This is a genomic window from Vibrio owensii (genome assembly GCF_002021755.1).
Classification (GTDB): domain Bacteria; phylum Pseudomonadota; class Gammaproteobacteria; order Enterobacterales; family Vibrionaceae; genus Vibrio; species Vibrio owensii.
In genome coordinates this window covers 1265213-1280377 of the sequence record NZ_CP019959.1, presented here as the reverse complement: position 1 = coordinate 1280377, position 15165 = coordinate 1265213, and the positions used below count along the sequence as shown (strand labels likewise).

The 15165-nt window shown below is 45.7% G+C and carries 15 protein-coding genes and 1 other annotated feature; of the genes, 7 read left to right on the top strand and 8 right to left on the bottom strand.

All coding sequences use genetic code 11. From position 1 onward, the window contains the following. The first annotated feature begins 3 nt into the window (after positions 1-3). Together A9237_RS05700 and A9237_RS05695 are read left to right on the top strand one after the other, a co-directional pair. Positions 4-345 carry a DUF2799 domain-containing protein gene (locus tag A9237_RS05700; RefSeq protein ID WP_009707688.1) on the top strand — a complete coding sequence of 114 codons (342 nt, stop codon included), beginning with the start codon at positions 4-6 and terminating at the stop codon, positions 343-345. Positions 346-455: 110 nt separating this feature from the next. Then, positions 456-785: a hypothetical protein gene (locus A9237_RS05695; RefSeq protein ID WP_005440588.1), complete on the top strand. Its 330-nt coding sequence runs from the start codon at positions 456-458 to the stop codon at positions 783-785. A gap of 81 nt (positions 786-866) precedes the next feature. Here the strand turns inward: A9237_RS05695 and murQ are convergent, their stop codons facing one another. Together murQ and A9237_RS05685 are read right to left on the bottom strand one after the other, a co-directional pair. Beyond that, positions 867-1799 (bottom strand): N-acetylmuramic acid 6-phosphate etherase, encoded by a 933-nt coding sequence (murQ, locus tag A9237_RS05690; protein WP_078607826.1) that lies wholly within the window; start codon positions 1797-1799, stop codon positions 867-869. A gap of 64 nt (positions 1800-1863) precedes the next feature. Then, a complete protein-coding gene (locus tag A9237_RS05685) occupies positions 1864-2976 on the bottom strand; it encodes an anhydro-N-acetylmuramic acid kinase (protein WP_078607825.1) in 1113 nt (370 codons plus the stop codon). A 100-nt stretch (positions 2977-3076) separates the two neighbouring features. Between A9237_RS05685 and nagZ the strand changes: the two genes are divergently transcribed. From nagZ to tyrA, 3 genes are all read left to right on the top strand, one after another. Continuing rightward, the gene (nagZ, locus tag A9237_RS05680) at positions 3077-4060 is read left to right on the top strand and encodes a beta-N-acetylhexosaminidase (protein WP_078607824.1); all 984 of its coding nucleotides are present in this window, start codon (positions 3077-3079) and stop codon (positions 4058-4060) included. 239 nt (positions 4061-4299) lie between these two features. Beyond that, a complete protein-coding gene (locus A9237_RS05675) occupies positions 4300-5373 on the top strand; it encodes a 3-deoxy-7-phosphoheptulonate synthase (RefSeq protein ID WP_005425327.1) in 1074 nt (357 codons plus the stop codon). A 24-nt stretch (positions 5374-5397) separates the two neighbouring features. Then, on the top strand, positions 5398-6525 hold the full coding sequence (gene tyrA, locus A9237_RS05670; protein WP_005440595.1) for a bifunctional chorismate mutase/prephenate dehydrogenase: 1128 nt from the start codon (positions 5398-5400) through the stop codon (positions 6523-6525). Positions 6526-6593: 68 nt separating this feature from the next. Here the strand turns inward: tyrA and A9237_RS05665 are convergent, their stop codons facing one another. From A9237_RS05665 to ettA, 3 genes are all read right to left on the bottom strand, one after another. Then, positions 6594-7589 carry a M23 family metallopeptidase gene (locus tag A9237_RS05665; RefSeq protein WP_020197983.1) on the bottom strand — a complete coding sequence of 332 codons (996 nt, stop codon included), beginning with the start codon at positions 7587-7589 and terminating at the stop codon, positions 6594-6596. A 29-nt stretch (positions 7590-7618) separates the two neighbouring features. After that, positions 7619-7987 carry a PilZ domain-containing protein gene (locus A9237_RS05660; protein WP_009707682.1) on the bottom strand — a complete coding sequence of 123 codons (369 nt, stop codon included), beginning with the start codon at positions 7985-7987 and terminating at the stop codon, positions 7619-7621. Between the two features lie 257 nt (positions 7988-8244). Beyond that, positions 8245-9912, bottom strand: a complete 1668-nt coding sequence (gene ettA, locus A9237_RS05655; protein WP_005425335.1) for an energy-dependent translational throttle protein EttA — start codon at positions 9910-9912, stop codon at positions 8245-8247. Between the two features lie 375 nt (positions 9913-10287). Between ettA and A9237_RS05650 the strand changes: the two genes are divergently transcribed. Together A9237_RS05650 and trpR are read left to right on the top strand one after the other, a co-directional pair. Next, positions 10288-12234 carry a transglycosylase SLT domain-containing protein gene (locus A9237_RS05650; protein WP_005440602.1) on the top strand — a complete coding sequence of 649 codons (1947 nt, stop codon included), beginning with the start codon at positions 10288-10290 and terminating at the stop codon, positions 12232-12234. A 13-nt stretch (positions 12235-12247) separates the two neighbouring features. Then, entirely contained in the window at positions 12248-12550 is a 303-nt protein-coding gene (trpR, locus tag A9237_RS05645) for a trp operon repressor (protein ID WP_038866424.1), read from the top strand. A 114-nt stretch (positions 12551-12664) separates the two neighbouring features. Here the strand turns inward: trpR and yjjX are convergent, their stop codons facing one another. The 3 genes from yjjX to hpf form a co-directional block, all read right to left on the bottom strand. Further along, entirely contained in the window at positions 12665-13198 is a 534-nt protein-coding gene (gene yjjX, locus A9237_RS05640) for an inosine/xanthosine triphosphatase (RefSeq protein WP_078608704.1), read from the bottom strand. A 42-nt stretch (positions 13199-13240) separates the two neighbouring features. Beyond that, positions 13241-14419 (bottom strand): prephenate dehydratase, encoded by a 1179-nt coding sequence (gene pheA / locus A9237_RS05635; RefSeq protein WP_005440607.1) that lies wholly within the window; start codon positions 14417-14419, stop codon positions 13241-13243. 13 nt (positions 14420-14432) lie between these two features. Further along, positions 14433-14554 (bottom strand) — a sequence feature (Phe leader region). 108 nt (positions 14555-14662) lie between these two features. Beyond that, positions 14663-14989, bottom strand: a complete 327-nt coding sequence (gene hpf / locus A9237_RS05630; protein ID WP_005447957.1) for a ribosome hibernation-promoting factor, HPF/YfiA family — start codon at positions 14987-14989, stop codon at positions 14663-14665. Positions 14990-15165: the final 176 nt, after the last annotated feature.

Here is a 15165-nt window from a genome sequence, read left to right as displayed (position 1 = left end):
ATGATGAAAAAGGCAACGTTAGGCTTGGCGCTGGCTTTACTAGCAGGGTGTGCTGCAACAACGGAAGAACTGGCGCAGTCCGGAGATTGGTACCAGATCGGTTATCAAGATGGTGTCGCTGGGCATACCTCTCGTACCATGAAAGAACTTCGCTCGTTAGGAAATGTAAAGCAAGGCGATTATGACCAAGGTTACCTTGAAGGGGTGACGGAATATTGTAATCCTGATTTTGCTTACCAAATGGGCTTATCTGGTCAGTATTATGAAGGTGTATGTGAGGGAACGCCTGGGGCACAAAAGTTCCGTATGGAATGGCAACGTGGCTGGAACGAATACAGCAACTAGATCTGTTTCATAATCAAGACTGTGGTTTTGCTTGTTGATCTTCTGACATTTGAATTTTATTGCTTTGCTGTACTTATGGCTTGAGATTCAATCAGAAGTGAAATGAAAACATGAAGAAGTATTTTTTGGTCGCATTAGCATTGTTGCCCTTAACGGTCGGTGCGACCAACGTGTTGAAAGAGTCGATTAAGATGAAGCGTAAATACGATCACGATAAGCATCGTATTACCAATACCATCAACAATACCAAGCGCAATATTAAAGAAGTCACTGACGGTACTTATGTCGAGAACCAAGTGAAGCGAGAAGTAAACCAAACCACTCGCAAGTACACCAATAAAGTAGAGAACGTTAAGAACATAACGAATCCTGATCACATCAAACGTAAAGCAAATGACAAGCTTAACCAAGAGTTTGATGAATGGTTGTATGAAGACTAAATCTTGATATCTAAAATAAAAAAGGAGACCACGAGGTCTCCTTTTTGTTTGTCTTGTATCTACAGGTTTGAGTTGCCGGACTCAAGATTTATTTCGGCTGGTGGTTTCCACTGCTTTGCGTAAGAAGCCGTCTTGGTGGTGTAGGTGGGCACGAGCAGAATCAATATCAAGATCGGTCAGGATCATTAAGATCGCCAGTTTCACCTCATAATCCGTCTGCTTAAGCACTTCGGTTGCTTGTTCTTTGCTGCAATCGGTCGCTTGCATCACAATTCGCGCTGCGCGTGCGACGAGTTTATTGTTGGTTGCTTTCACATCAACCATCAGGTTTTGATAGCTCTTGCCCAAACGGATCATGCTTGCGGTTGTTAGCATGTTTAGCACCAGTTTCTGCGCGGTACCTGATTTCAAACGTGTTGAGCCAGTCAATGCTTCAGGGCCTACAACAGGGCTAATTGCGACGTCGGCTATGTCGGCGATTGGCGAATCTGGATTACAAGATAGCGCAATCGTGGTTGCACCGATCTCGTTGGCGTACTCCAAACCACCAATAACATAAGGTGTTCGGCCACTTGCAGCGATACCGACGACAACATCGAGATTTGTGAATTTGATGTCTTTTAGGTCTTGCTCACCTAAAACCGGCGAATCTTCCGCACCTTCTTTTGCTTTTAGAATCGCCTCTGGACCACCCGCAATCAGACCAACCACCATCTTGTCAGATACGCCAAATGTTGGCGGACATTCCGATGCATCAAGTACACCTAAACGGCCGCTGGTGCCTGCGCCCATGTAAACTAGACGACCGCCGACTTTAAATGCGTCGGTGATCTTATCCACCGCGAGTGCGATTTCGGGTAAAACCTTCTCAACCGCAAGTGGTACGAGCTTATCTTGCTGATTAAGTCGCTGAACAATGTCCAGAGAGGGCAGTAAATCGATGTCCATCGTATCTGGGTTACGACCTTCTGATACTAGATGGGCAAGAGCAGCAATAAGCGCGTCATTTGTCATAGTGGTTTAAGCCTTTTGAATACTGATTTCGATTTGTTTTTTCGCTGTGGCTAGCACAACGTATTTAGTTTTTAGGATAGAGCACACCCAGCGAAGCAAGACGGCTCGCACCGGTTACTTCAGGTAAGTTGCTTGGTAGCCCGTCAATATGTCGCTGAGCAAGCCAAGCAAACGCCATGGCTTCCATGTAATCGCCATCGACACCTTTATCATCCGTTGTTGCGACTTGCCACTGCGGCAGAAGTTCCGCTAAACGTTGCATCAGTAGGGGGTTTCTCGCCCCACCTCCACACACCAACAGCTGTGGCTGCTGGCCATACGTGAATTTCTCCACTTCGTTTGCAATGGTCTTCGCCGAGTATTCACACAGCGTGCGTTGCACATCTTGTTTTGAGGTATTGTGGTCAGCTAACTGATGATGCAGCCAATCGATATTGAACAGCTCTCGGCCGGTGCTCTTAGGCGCCGACATAGCGAGGTAAGGTTCTGCTAAGAGTTGAGTTAGTAGTGCTGCATCGGTGTTGCCTTGTAGAGCAAATCGCGCGTCTTTGTCGAAGCCTCGTCCGGTGTGTTGTTCACACCATGCATCCATCAACATGTTGCCCGGACCCGTATCGTAGCCGATCACTGCTTGCTCAGGATGCAGTACCGAGATATTGGCAATTCCACCGATGTTAAGCACCACGGTGGTGGAATCTTGCATGGCAAAAATACTCTTATGGAAAGCAGGGACGAGAGGTGCACCTTGGCCACCTAACGCCATGTCTTTACGACGAAAATCTGCCACGGTATCAATGCCAGTTTTGACTGCAATGATGTTGGCATCACCCAGTTGGGTGGTGAAGGGCAGATTGCCTGTTGGCTGGTGGAACACGGTTTGACCATGATTGCCAATGGCTCGGATTTGCTCAGCGGAATAGCCGGATTTATCCAGTAGCTGTAAAACCGCATCGGCAAACAGATGCCCAAGTTGATGGTCGAGCTCACCAATGGCTTTTAGATTCGTGTCTTGCCCAGTGCAAACCGACAAAAGCGTCTGCTTAATATGAGCGGGCATTGGGTAATCATCGTGTGCGAGTAAGCGAACACGGTTATCTTCAATTTCAACCAGTGCGGTATCTACACCGTCCATACTGGTTCCAGACATCACACCGATATACAGTTTGTTAAGATTCACAGCCAATTCCGTCAATTCTTTGATTCACTTATTGTAAAGCAATTCTGAAGCGAATAACCTCATCGAATACGAGATATTCAGCCGATTTTGAGGAGAAAAAATGGGACCGTTATGGGTTGATGTTGCAGGCTATGAACTGACTGCAGAAGACAGAGAAATTTTGGAGCATCCAACGGTTGGTGGTTTGATTTTATTTACGCGTAACTACCACGATAGCAAGCAGCTTCAAGCTCTTACCCAATCTATCCGCAAAGCGGCGAAACGTCCGATTTTGATTGGTGTTGACCAAGAAGGCGGGCGCGTTCAGCGTTTCCGTGAAGGCTTTTCTCTGATTCCTGCGGCAGACGAATACGCAAAACACCAAAACAGTGAAGAGCTGGCTCGCTTGGGCGGTTGGTTGATGGCTGCTGAGTTGATTGCTCATGACATCGACCTAAGCTTCGCACCAGTTCTGGATAAAGGCCACCAGTGTAAAGCGATTGGCAGCCGTGCCTTTGGTGAGGATCTGGACACCATTTTACGTCACAGCAGCGCGTATATGCAGGGCATGAAGAGTGTCGGTATGGCAACAACAGGTAAGCACTTCCCGGGTCATGGTGGTGTGATTGCTGATTCACACTTAGAGACACCGTACGATGAGCGTAGCGATATCTTTGAGCAAGACATGGCTATCTTCAAAGCGCAAATCGATGCAGGAATCTTAGACGCGATGATGCCTGCTCACGTCATTTTCCCAAATTATGATGACCAGCCTGCTAGTGGCTCTGAGTATTGGCTTAAACAAATCCTGCGCCAGCAACTTGGTTTTAACGGTTTGATCTTCTCTGATGATTTGACCATGGAGGGAGCTGCGATCATGGGTGGTCCTGCTCAGCGTGGCGCACAAGCACTAAACGCTGGCTGCGATATGCTGCTGGTTTGCAACAAGCGCGATGCGCAAGTTGAGGTGCTTGATAATCTACCAATCACTTCTGTTCCTCGAGCAGATGCCTTGTTGAAAAAGCAAAGCTTTTCTCTAAGCGAGCTAAAACTTTCGCAAGAGTGGAAAGACGCATCTGAAGCGATGAAGCGATTGGTTGGCTAGCCATCTCACTCCTGAATAATGGTTCGTTCAGGGTGAGACGTAAACTTTCTAAAACATCCATTTAAAGCCGAAGTGCTCTGCATTTCGGCTTTTTCCTTTGGTGTAAACTTTAATTTACACTGAATGTTTTTTATTGTGTACGGTTGTAATTCTATTTTAGCCTGTTATCTTGTCGATAAAGCTTAGTTGTCTCACCAAGGAATTGGTTGGGTGTAAACAAAAATATACGGGTCAAAGTTATGCAAAGAAGTGAATTGAGCAACATCAACATCAGCGAAGAACAAGTTCTGATCACGCCAGAGGAGCTAAAAGTGAAGCTTCCTCTAAGTGAAAAAGCGCGTCGTTTTATTCAAGAGTCTCGTCAAACCATCGCTGACATCATTCACAAAAAAGATCATCGTCTACTCGTTGTATGTGGACCATGTTCTATCCATGACGTAGAAGCTGCGAAGGATTACGCTAAACGTCTCAAAGCTCTTTCTGAACAACTAAGCGACCAACTGTATATTGTAATGCGTGTTTACTTTGAGAAGCCTCGAACCACCGTTGGTTGGAAAGGCCTAATCAATGACCCACACCTAGACGGCAGCTTCGACATTGAACATGGTCTGCATGTTGGTCGTGAATTGCTGGTTGAATTGGCAGAGATGGAAATCCCACTGGCAACAGAAGCTCTTGACCCAATCAGCCCGCAATACCTTGCGGATACCTTTAGCTGGGCAGCGATCGGTGCTCGTACGACTGAGTCACAAACACACCGTGAGATGGCAAGTGGTCTTTCTATGCCTATCGGCTTTAAGAATGGTACGGATGGTAGCTTGGCTACTGCTGTTAACGCGATGCAAGCGGCTTCTTCTAGCCACCGTTTCATGGGTATTAACCGTGAAGGCCAAGTAGCGCTTCTGACTACGCAAGGTAACCCGAATGGTCACGTGATTCTGCGTGGCGGCAAGCAAACTAACTACGATTCAGTGTCTGTTAACGAGTGTGAGCAAGAGATGGCGAAGTCTGGTCTGGACGCTTCACTGATGGTGGATTGTAGCCATGCAAACTCACGTAAAGATTACCGTCGTCAGCCATTGGTCGCAGAAGACGTGATTCACCAAATCCGTGAAGGCAATAAGTCGATTATTGGCTTGATGATTGAGAGCCATATCAATGAAGGTAACCAATCTTCTGACCTAGCTCTTGAAGAGATGAAATACGGCGTATCTATCACCGACGCATGTATCAATTGGGATTCAACTGAGGCACTATTACGTCATGCACACGAAGAGCTGGTGCCTTTCTTAGAGAATCGTCTAAAAGGCTAACAACACGGGATTTAAGGAACATCAATGGCAGTTGAACTTAACGCATTACGCGATCAGATTGATGCAGTCGACAAGCAAATGCTAGAGCTACTTGCTCAGCGTTTAGCGCTAGTAGAGAAAGTGGGCGAAGTAAAAAGCGAACACGGTTTGCCAATTTATGCCCCAGATCGTGAAGCCGCAATGCTGGCATCACGACGAGCTGAAGCTGAAAAAATGGGAATTCCCCCACAGCTAATTGAAGACATTCTTCGTCGAACAATGCGTGAGTCTTATGCCAGCGAGAAAGATTCTGGTTTTAAGTGTTTGAACCCAGAACTGCGCTCAGTGGTCATTATTGGTGGTAATGGTCAATTAGGTGGTCTGTTTGGTCGAATGTTCAAACTATCTGGTTACCAAGTTAAAGTACTGGGCAGCAAAGACTGGGATCAGGCCGATGACATCCTAAAAGATGCGGGGTTAGTGGTAGTTACTGTGCCGATTCACCTAACAGAAGGTGTGATTGAGAAGCTCGGTAACCTGCCACAAGATTGCATTCTTTGTGACCTGACTTCGATTAAGTCTAAGCCGCTGCAAGCAATGTTGAATGTGCACCAAGGTCCGGTTGTTGGTTTGCACCCAATGTTTGGCCCAGATGTACCGAGCCTAGCGAAGCAGGTGATTGTCTACTGTGACGGCCGTGGTAGCGAGCAATACCAATGGCTATTGCAACAGTTTGGAATTTGGGGCGCAAGCTTGTGCCAAATCGATGCGCAAGAGCACGATCATGGCATGACTTTGATTCAGGCGCTGCGCCACTTCACTTCTTTCGCTTACGGTATGCACCTAAGCAAAGAGAATCCGAACATTGAACAACTATTAAAGCTGAGCTCGCCGATTTACCGTTTGGAACTAGCGATGGTAGGGCGTCTGTTTGGTCAAGACCCAAATCTATACGGTGACATCATTCTTTCATCACAAGAAAACATCGACATGATTAAGCGTTTCCACCAACGCTTTGGTGAAGCTTTGTCTGTTTTAGACAGTAAAGACAAGGCTGAGTTTGTCGAAAGCTTCGAGCAAGTGAGTGACTGGTTTGGTGATTACTCGCAGCAGTTTATGAACGAAAGTCAGAACTTGCTCAAACAGGCTAATGACAATATCCATCGTGGATAAAAACCGATTTTGAATGTAAAAAGAGCAGCTTATTCGCTGCTCTTTTTTATTCGTATGTTTCGTAATGATCAATTGGTTGATGTGGCACTGTTATCTTCACTCGATACTGTGCTGATGCTGGTATCACGGTATGGTGAGTTAGTAAGGTTGATTTGCAGGCGAACCACGTTATCGATCAACTGAACCAACGGACCCCACTTCACCTTCTTCTCTTTCTCGAACGCGTAGTTAAAGTTTTCTGGCGTCCAATCCATTAAGTATTGTGGGTTCAATGCTCGGCCTAAGAAGCGCACTTCATAGTGCAGATGCGGGCCGGTTGAGTTACCTGAGTTACCACACTTCGCAATCACATCGCCTTTACTGACGAACTCTCCGCTCTTCACGCTGAACTTGCTTAAGTGAGCAAAGGAGCTAGAAAAGCCAAACGAGTGACGCAGCGTGAGGTAGTTACCATACCCACGGTTACCTGGACGTACCGTTTCTACCACACCGTCTGCCGGTGCAAGGATCTGTTCTCCACGCTTACACGTTAGGTCGATCCCTGTATGAACATGACGTTTGCCCGTGATTGGATTGATACGACTGCCAAAAGGAGAGGAGATACGTTGATAAGTCATTGGGCTGTCGTTTGGAATCAAACGGAACATGGTCGCACGAACTGCAGAATCGATTGCCGCAGCATCAATACGTTCCTCTAGTGCGTGTTCATCGGTGCTCAGCTCTTCATCTGCTAAACCCAACACAGACTCAACATCAAATACACGCTTGCCTAGCAATTGAATCTGGTTGTTTTTATCGGTTAAGGACTGAGAAAGAGAGTGGTTGGTATCTAACTGCTCTTCGTACAACACGGAGATTTCAGCTTTCTCGCTCTCTAGCTTTGCGATGGTTTGATTGAGTGCTTGTGTGTCGTGAATCTGCTTTTGATGCAGGTACCAAGCACCACCAACAACAGCGGGTAGTGCAACGACTGACGCACAGATAGCTAGGATCGAAAGGCGACCCAAATGAAATTGCTGATTCCCGTCTTTCGTCGGGATCTGCATGATGATTTTTTTAGACATGGTTATTGTTACTAAAGTAGGCGTTCAATTTATTCTTCCCCTAAATCTGAAAGATGCTCTAACTCTCGATTCAGAAGCTCGTTATTGCCTACATTCAATTCTATAAATCGTTTTAGTTGGCTAATACTATCGATGTCTATGTTGTTGATCTTTAGCCTAATCTCGTTATCTATAATCGATATGATGTTGGCGGTTAGCTGCATCACTTGCTCTGATTGAGCAAACGAGAACGCAACATCTACCTTACGTGACGGTTCAAGTGAACTTGCATTTTCAGCTTTTAATAACAAGCCATGTAATGAGAGATCTTGAATCGTGGCTTGTAATGCCAAGTCACCTTGTTCCAATAAAGCTGAAACTTGATAGATAATGCGTGAAAAGCGTCGTCTCTCCGTCATAGAGCTTTCTCATTAAGTCGTCAAATCAGTCGAAGACTATATCAAATAGAACAAAAACTGTTCAATTTTTGTTCTTAAAATATCGAGCTAGCACAGAGTTACGATTGCTAAAGGTCAAGCTCTTAATTGAAAAAATGCCAATTTGAGCCATTTATGCAACACATACAACAAAGGCCGCTATGATAGCGACCTTTGTACGAATTACAAGCAAAGGTGAGTGTAAGGTGATATACCGCACACTCATCTTATAACCGAAATTATTTCGATACGCGCTTGTATTTGATGCGGTGTGGTTCAGCTGCTTCAGGACCAAGGGTCTTCTTCAGCCATTCCATGTACTCGTTGTAGTTACCTTCGTAGAAGTTAACTTGGCCTTCATCGCGGTAGTCGATGATGTGCGTTGCAATACGGTCTAGGAACCAACGGTCGTGCGAGATAACCATTGCACAGCCAGGGAACTCTAGTAGTGCTTCTTCTAGTGCACGCAGTGTTTCAACGTCAAGGTCGTTGGTTGGCTCATCGAGTAGCAGTACGTTACCGCCAGCTTTAAGCAGCTTAGCAAGGTGGACACGGTTACGCTCACCACCAGAAAGCTCGCCGATAACTTTCTGTTGATCAGAGCCTTTGAAGTTAAAGCGAGAACAGTAAGCACGAGCTGGGATTTCGAAGTTGTTGATCTTGATGATGTCAGCGCCTTCAGAAATCTCTTGGAATACCGTGTTCTTGTCGTTCATTGAGTCACGGAACTGCTCAACAGACGCTAATTTCACTGTTTCACCAAGCTCAATCGTACCTGAGTCTGGCTGCTCAGTGCCGCTCAGCATCTTGAATAGAGTCGATTTACCTGCACCGTTAGCACCGATGATACCTACGATTGCACCCTTAGGCATGCTGAACGATAGGTCATCGATAAGAACACGACCGTCGAATGACTTAGTCAGGTTGTTCACTTCGATAACTTTATCACCTAGACGCTCACCTGGCGGGATGAACAGTTCGTTGGTTTCGTTACGTTTTTGGTGGTCAGTGTTTTGTAGCTCTTCAAAGCGCGCCATACGTGCTTTAGATTTCGCCTGACGACCTTTAGGGTTTTGACGTACCCATTCAAGTTCTTTCTCGATGGTCTTTTGACGAGCTTTTTCTTGCGACGCTTCTTGTTGTAGACGTGCATCTTTTTGCTCTAGCCAAGACGTGTAGTTACCTTCCCATGGAATACCTTCACCACGGTCAAGTTCTAGGATCCAACCCGCAGCGTTATCTAGGAAGTAACGGTCGTGGGTAATCGCAACTACAGTACCAGTGTAATCAACTAGGAAGCGTTCTAGCCATGCAACAGACTCCGCATCCAAGTGGTTGGTTGGTTCGTCAAGTAGCAGCATGTCTGGCTTTTCAAGAAGAAGACGACAGATAGCAACACGGCGACGCTCACCACCTGATAAATGTTGGATCTTTTGATCCCATTCAGGAAGGCGAAGTGCATCAGCAGCACGTTCTAGCGCGTTATCTAGGTTGTGACCATCTTTCGCTTGGATTAGCGCTTCTAGTTCACCCTGTTCTTTTGCTAGTGCATCAAAATCGGCATCTGGTTCTGCATACGCAGCGTATACCGCATCCAAGCGCTTAAGTGCGCCAGCAACATCTGCAACGGCTTCTTCAACGATTTCACGAACGGTCTTTGACTCGTCCAGAACAGGTTCCTGTGGTAGGTAACCTACGTTTAGTCCCGGTTGTGGGCGCGCTTCACCATCGATATCAGTATCGATACCCGCCATGATACGTAGCAGCGTAGATTTACCTGCACCGTTCAGACCTAGAACACCGATTTTTGCACCTGGGAAGAAGCTTAGAGAGATGTCTTTAAGAATTTGACGCTTAGGTGGCACAATTTTGCTCACCCGCGACATGGTATATACGTATTCAGCCATTGCCGATCGTTCCTAAATTAACTGTCATTCAAAGGCTCTATTTTATACCAACTCCTTGAGTTTTGTTACCGGATTGCAAGAAATTAGCATCTTGTGTGATTTCTTCTTCATCGCTGACCGGAAACTCCCAACTTTAGGGTATACACTTTTCTTGTTCACCTTTAATTCAAATACCCACTCTTCATCGGGATGGATGAATTGTCGGGAATCTATTTGTCATGAAGGGTTCTAAAGTTTTACGAGTACAACATTTATTACATCAAGTCGCTTTACAATAAGAACTTAATACGGTGTAAATAGATGCATATGCTTTATGACTTACCGCGTCTTGTATTCACCAGTGGTAAGAAGTGAAGCGATAAACGTCTGGGGAAAATGACGCACATGAGATTCAACGTATCTGAATTGGCTAAAAGAGTATGCTACGCAGCCGCTTTATGTGCGGTAAGCGTATCAGCAAACGCTGCGCTGAGCCTTGAAAAACAGCGCCAAGTCTATGAGCAAGCTCAGGATTTATTAGATAAGAACGACATTGATGGTTACTTATCTATCCGTTCTAAAATCGCCGACTATCCACTGACACCTTATGTGGATTACCGGGTGTTTCTGAGGCAATTATCGAGTAAGTCTCCACAACAGGTAGACGAATTTATTAATGACCACGAGGCTTTTCCATTCTCACGTCGAATTCGCGCCCCTTACTTAGATAACCTTTATCGTCAGAAAGATTGGAAAACCATTACCGAGTTCCAAAAAGTGGAGCCAAGTGGTGAGCGTTACCAGTGTATTTTTTATGTCGCTCAATTAGAGCAGGGTAAACAAGTTGCTGCCTTTAAAGGCGCAGAGCACATGTGGCTGCGCGGCAAAAGCATCGCCGACGAGTGTGACCCATTGTTCTCTGCGTGGGACAAAGCGGGTGAGCGCACCGATGATCTGATTCTTCAGCGTATGTTGCTGGCGTTTGATGCTCGTAATGGTGGCTTGATGAGTTACCTGCAGAAACTGCCAGAATCAGCCAAAGCGAAGCAGCAAGCTAAAGCAATGAAAGCGCTGTTTGATAAACCAGAAACGGTCGCTGCATTTGCTAAGAAACAACCTGCTAATGATTTCAACCGCGCTCAGAGTGAATATGCGTTAGAGAAGTTGGCTCGTAAAAATACCAAGCAAGCGCAAGATGCGTATGCTGCGGTTGTGAAAGGCCAAAAGTTCTCCCCTGAGAAAGCGCAAGCTCTGGCTGACTACATTGCGATCCGTTTGATTCGTACTGAGTCGGACTCATTAGCAAATTGGCGTGATGATAAAACGAAGTCGAGTAAGAATTTACCCTTGATTGAAAGCCGCATTCGTTTGTCGATCCAAAACGGCGATTGGAAAGGCGTACAGAAGTGGATTGCGGTTTTAAATGACAAGGAACAGGCAACGCTTCGGTGGCAATACTGGCTAGGTCGTAGTGAAATCGCTTTGGGTGATGCTACTGCGGGCAAGCAACGTTTGTCGAAATTGGTCGGCCAACGTAACTTTTACAGCGTTGCTGCGGCCAATGCGATTGGTCAGTCAATTAAGTACCCATCAAGTTCCGTTAAGTTAGACAAGAAAGCCGTTCAGCCATACCAGAAATCTTTGGCACGTATTGAAGAGCTTATCGCGACCGACAAAATTGCTGCAGCGAAGAGTGAATGGACTCATTTGCTTCGTCGTGTGAGCAAAGAAGAGAAAACGCAACTTGCCGCTTATGCTGCTTCTAAGCGTTGGCACAATCTCACCGTGATTGCGAGTATTCAGGCGGAGATGTGGGATAACATCCCATTGCGTTTCCCCGTGGCGCATCGCTGGTGGTTTAACTTCTACGCTGAGAAACACAACATCGACCCGATTACGATGATGTCACTCGCTCGACAAGAAAGTGCGTTGGATTCGGAGGCGCGTTCGCCTGTAGGTGCTCGTGGCCTAATGCAAATTATGCCCGCGACGGCTAAGTACACGGCGAACAAGTACAAGCTCAAGTATCAAGGTACGCAAGACCTTTACAACGTGGGTAAGAACATCGAGATTGGCAGCCACTACTTACAAGGTTTGATGGAGGATTACGATAATAATCGTATTTTCGCGCTCGCTGCTTATAATGCAGGACCTAACCGAGTAAAAATGTGGCGAGATCGAACACAAGGAAAAGTCGACGCTTATTCCTTTATTGAAGCAATTTCATTTAAAGAGACGCGTGGTTATGTGCAGAACATTTTGATGTTTGAAACTTACTACCGCGACCTTTTAGGTGTAGATGGTTCGTTCTTGACCCCAAATGAGATCAATACCAAGTATTGAGTGAGGTAACTTGATGTCACACGAACCTGAGTACAAAGACTGGCAACAGATTGTCGAACTGATCCGTTCTAGCGTGGATAACCAGCAACACGAGATGTTGTTGACCATGTTAATGACTCCGGATGAAAGAGAATCGCTCACCGCACGCGTTAACATTCTGAATGAGTTGCTCAAAGGTGAGCTGTCTCAGCGTCAAATCAGTCAAATGCTTGGCGTGGGTATTGCCACCATCACTCGTGGTTCGAATGAGTTAAAGTCGAAATCTGATGTGGACAAAGACAAACTCAAGACATTGCTAGAGCAGGGGGCTCAATAATCTTTGAGTTGAACTCTCTGAGTTACAGGCAGCAAAAAGGGCGGAATCTCCGCCCTTTTTAATGTGTGCTATTCGCTGCTATGAGCTTTAAAGCTCGCAATAAGCCCCGCGCAGTTATAGATTCGCCGGGAAATGTTCAGGGTTGGAAAAAGGAATCAACGCCAGAATCAAAGCTTGATGGTAGACCGAACTACGCGTCAGTTGGTTTTGAGTCAGTAGACCAATTGCGCCACCTTTCTGTTTGATGTTGTCGGTACCAAATACATCATCCATCACATCGCCAAGCTCATTGGCATGTTCAAGTTTTTGGAGCACTTCTGGTGGTAGCATCAAGCTAGCAGAGCGAGACTCCCCACGATGCGTGTCAGACTCAATCACCATCCAAGCAAATGTTACTTTGCCTTCAATTCCAGCCTCTAAACCGACATAGAAATCCGCATTTGGCATTTCTGCTTTGGCGTTACGAACTCGGTTCAATGCGCCAAGATGCGTTTCATCGTTAGACATCGGTTGGTCTGCTACTTCACTTGGAACACTGACACCAACAAACTCAAAATCTTGTTCTGAGAAAGCGCTTTGAAAAGCACTCTCTACAGCCTTGATTTTCGCTGGGTTTAGGGACGCGATAACGACTTTTTGGGTTGCCATGATCTTTTTACCTACCATGTTCTTTTTACTTACAATAATCCCTTAGCTCAGTTTTACTTGAGTGGGTTTTACATTCTCGCTTGGGTAGCAACCTAATACTTTCAAGTGCTTAGTGATCTTAGTTAGCTCATCAATCGCTTGCTGCATCTCGTTAGAACCTAAGTGAGATTCAAGGTCTACGTAGAACATCTCTTCCCATGGGTTACCCATAATTGGACGTGATTCTAGTTTGGTCATGTTGATGTCGTAACGCTGAAGCACCAAGAGTGTCTGAACTAGAGAGCCAGCTTGTTGCGACGTTGACATGATCAATGTGGTCTTCGCTGGAATCTGCGTCGATACTTCTACAGGTTTACGCGCGACAACGATAAAGCGAGTGTGGTTTTCTGTTTGGTTTGCGATATTGCCTTGAATGGCTTGTAAGCCGTAAAGCTTACCGCTTGATGCATTGCCAATTGCCGCAACGTCATCACGGTTAAGCTCTTGTACCTTTTGCATTGCATCTGCAGTACTTGCGCAGGACTCTAGCTTCACGCCTTTCATGCGGCTTAAGAACTCGCTGCATTGCTGGTGTGGTTGCGGATGTGAGTAAAGTGTTTTGATGTTCTCAAGACGAATGTCTTTGGTCGCTACGAGGCAGTGCTCAATTGGTTGGGTTAGTTCACCAACAATGTACAGCGTTGTGTGTTGTAGCAGATCGTAAACTTCGTTGATCGAGCCAGAGCTAGTGTTTTCAATTGGAAGTACGCCGTAGTCTGCATGGCCAGATTCCACCGTTTGAGTCACTTCTTTGAAGTGTTCACAGTTGAGTTCAATCAGTTCTGTATTCTTACGGCTGAAGTATTCACGACTCGCAAGGTGAGAGTACGAGCCTTTTGCACCAAGGAAAGCAACGCGAGCAAGAGGCTTGCGACTTTGCTGCGGATTAACCAGGTTCTGCAAGTAGCTTTGCTGAAGAAGAACAGAATCTTCAATGATGGTATGGAAAAGTTTGGTGATGTACTGAGCGTCGAGTTCGTATTTATCACGGCCGTTGGTGATCAGTTTTACTAGAAGTTGTTGTTCACGGACTGCATCACGAACAGGCTTCGACGTTTGAACTTTGCTTTTAGCGACTTCAATACTGAGCTTTCGGCGTTCTGACAACAGGCTTAGTAGCTCGTCATCTAGCTCATTCAAACGTAAACGAATTTCTTCCAGGGAAATAGGTTGGTCAGTCATCAATTCTTTCCTTATAAAAAAAGCCCCCCGATTTGGGAGGCTTTCTGTTTGTTTTTGACTTTTCTTTCACAAACGAGTTAGCCCCTCCAACTATGGAAGGAAAAAGAAGTCAAAAAGAAACAGGTTTGTTGAATGCATAAATAGTGCTTAATTTGTGAGTGTTTAAACACAATAAGCAAGCAGGCGGGGAGCGTCAAGCAAAAAAATAGCGCCTTTCGGCGCTACTTCCTCAATCTGGACGGTTTACTCTTCTTCTTCCACTAGCTCTGGCTTATTCGCACGTCGAGCTTCAGGTTTGTGGGTCAGCTTATTCAGTTGTCGTTCTAGTTTTTGCTCCACTTCATTGATAGCTGCGTAAAGATCTTCGTGAGTTGCTGAGGCGATTAGCTGGCCTTTAGGAACTTTGATAACGGCTTCGAATTTCTTCTGTTTGTTTGGTTCCTCACTGAAAGTTGCTTGGCATCCAATGATGTCTACTTGCCATTTCTCCAGCTTTTTAAATTTGCTCTCAATATGAGCACGGATTGCAGAGGTGATTTCGATGTTTTTACCAGTGATGTTCATTGTCATAAATGTTTTTCCTCTGTTTCATCCCTCATGGGTTGAATTCAGATTACCGCTTTGAGGATAAAAGAGTGTGATCTCGATCACTATTTTGAGCGGCTTTTTGGAGATGGAAAATGAATGTGATCTCACTCAAGAACTGCTGAGATTTATGTGAAAATTGCTTGTTATCGGATTCGAAA

Excerpts from the sequence above, each read along its gene's own strand:
- A9237_RS05700 (WP_009707688.1), top strand. The coding sequence starts at position 4 with ATGAAAAAGGCAACGTTAGGCTTGGCGCTGGCTTTACTAGCAGGGTGT.
- A9237_RS05695 (WP_005440588.1), top strand. The coding sequence starts at position 456 with ATGAAGAAGTATTTTTTGGTCGCATTAGCATTGTTGCCCTTAACGGTC.
- murQ (WP_078607826.1), bottom strand. The coding sequence starts at position 1,799 with ATGACAAATGACGCGCTTATTGCTGCTCTTGCCCATCTAGTATCAGAA.
- nagZ (WP_078607824.1), top strand. The coding sequence starts at position 3,077 with ATGGGACCGTTATGGGTTGATGTTGCAGGCTATGAACTGACTGCAGAA.
- A9237_RS05675 (WP_005425327.1), top strand. The coding sequence starts at position 4,300 with ATGCAAAGAAGTGAATTGAGCAACATCAACATCAGCGAAGAACAAGTT.
- tyrA (WP_005440595.1), top strand. The coding sequence starts at position 5,398 with ATGGCAGTTGAACTTAACGCATTACGCGATCAGATTGATGCAGTCGAC.
- A9237_RS05665 (WP_020197983.1), bottom strand. The coding sequence starts at position 7,589 with ATGTCTAAAAAAATCATCATGCAGATCCCGACGAAAGACGGGAATCAG.
- A9237_RS05660 (WP_009707682.1), bottom strand. The coding sequence starts at position 7,987 with ATGACGGAGAGACGACGCTTTTCACGCATTATCTATCAAGTTTCAGCT.
- ettA (WP_005425335.1), bottom strand. The coding sequence starts at position 9,912 with ATGGCTGAATACGTATATACCATGTCGCGGGTGAGCAAAATTGTGCCA.
- A9237_RS05650 (WP_005440602.1), top strand. The coding sequence starts at position 10,288 with ATGACGCACATGAGATTCAACGTATCTGAATTGGCTAAAAGAGTATGC.
- trpR (WP_038866424.1), top strand. The coding sequence starts at position 12,248 with ATGTCACACGAACCTGAGTACAAAGACTGGCAACAGATTGTCGAACTG.
- yjjX (WP_078608704.1), bottom strand. The coding sequence starts at position 13,198 with ATGGCAACCCAAAAAGTCGTTATCGCGTCCCTAAACCCAGCGAAAATC.
- pheA (WP_005440607.1), bottom strand. The coding sequence starts at position 14,419 with ATGACTGACCAACCTATTTCCCTGGAAGAAATTCGTTTACGTTTGAAT.
- hpf (WP_005447957.1), bottom strand. The coding sequence starts at position 14,989 with ATGACAATGAACATCACTGGTAAAAACATCGAAATCACCTCTGCAATC.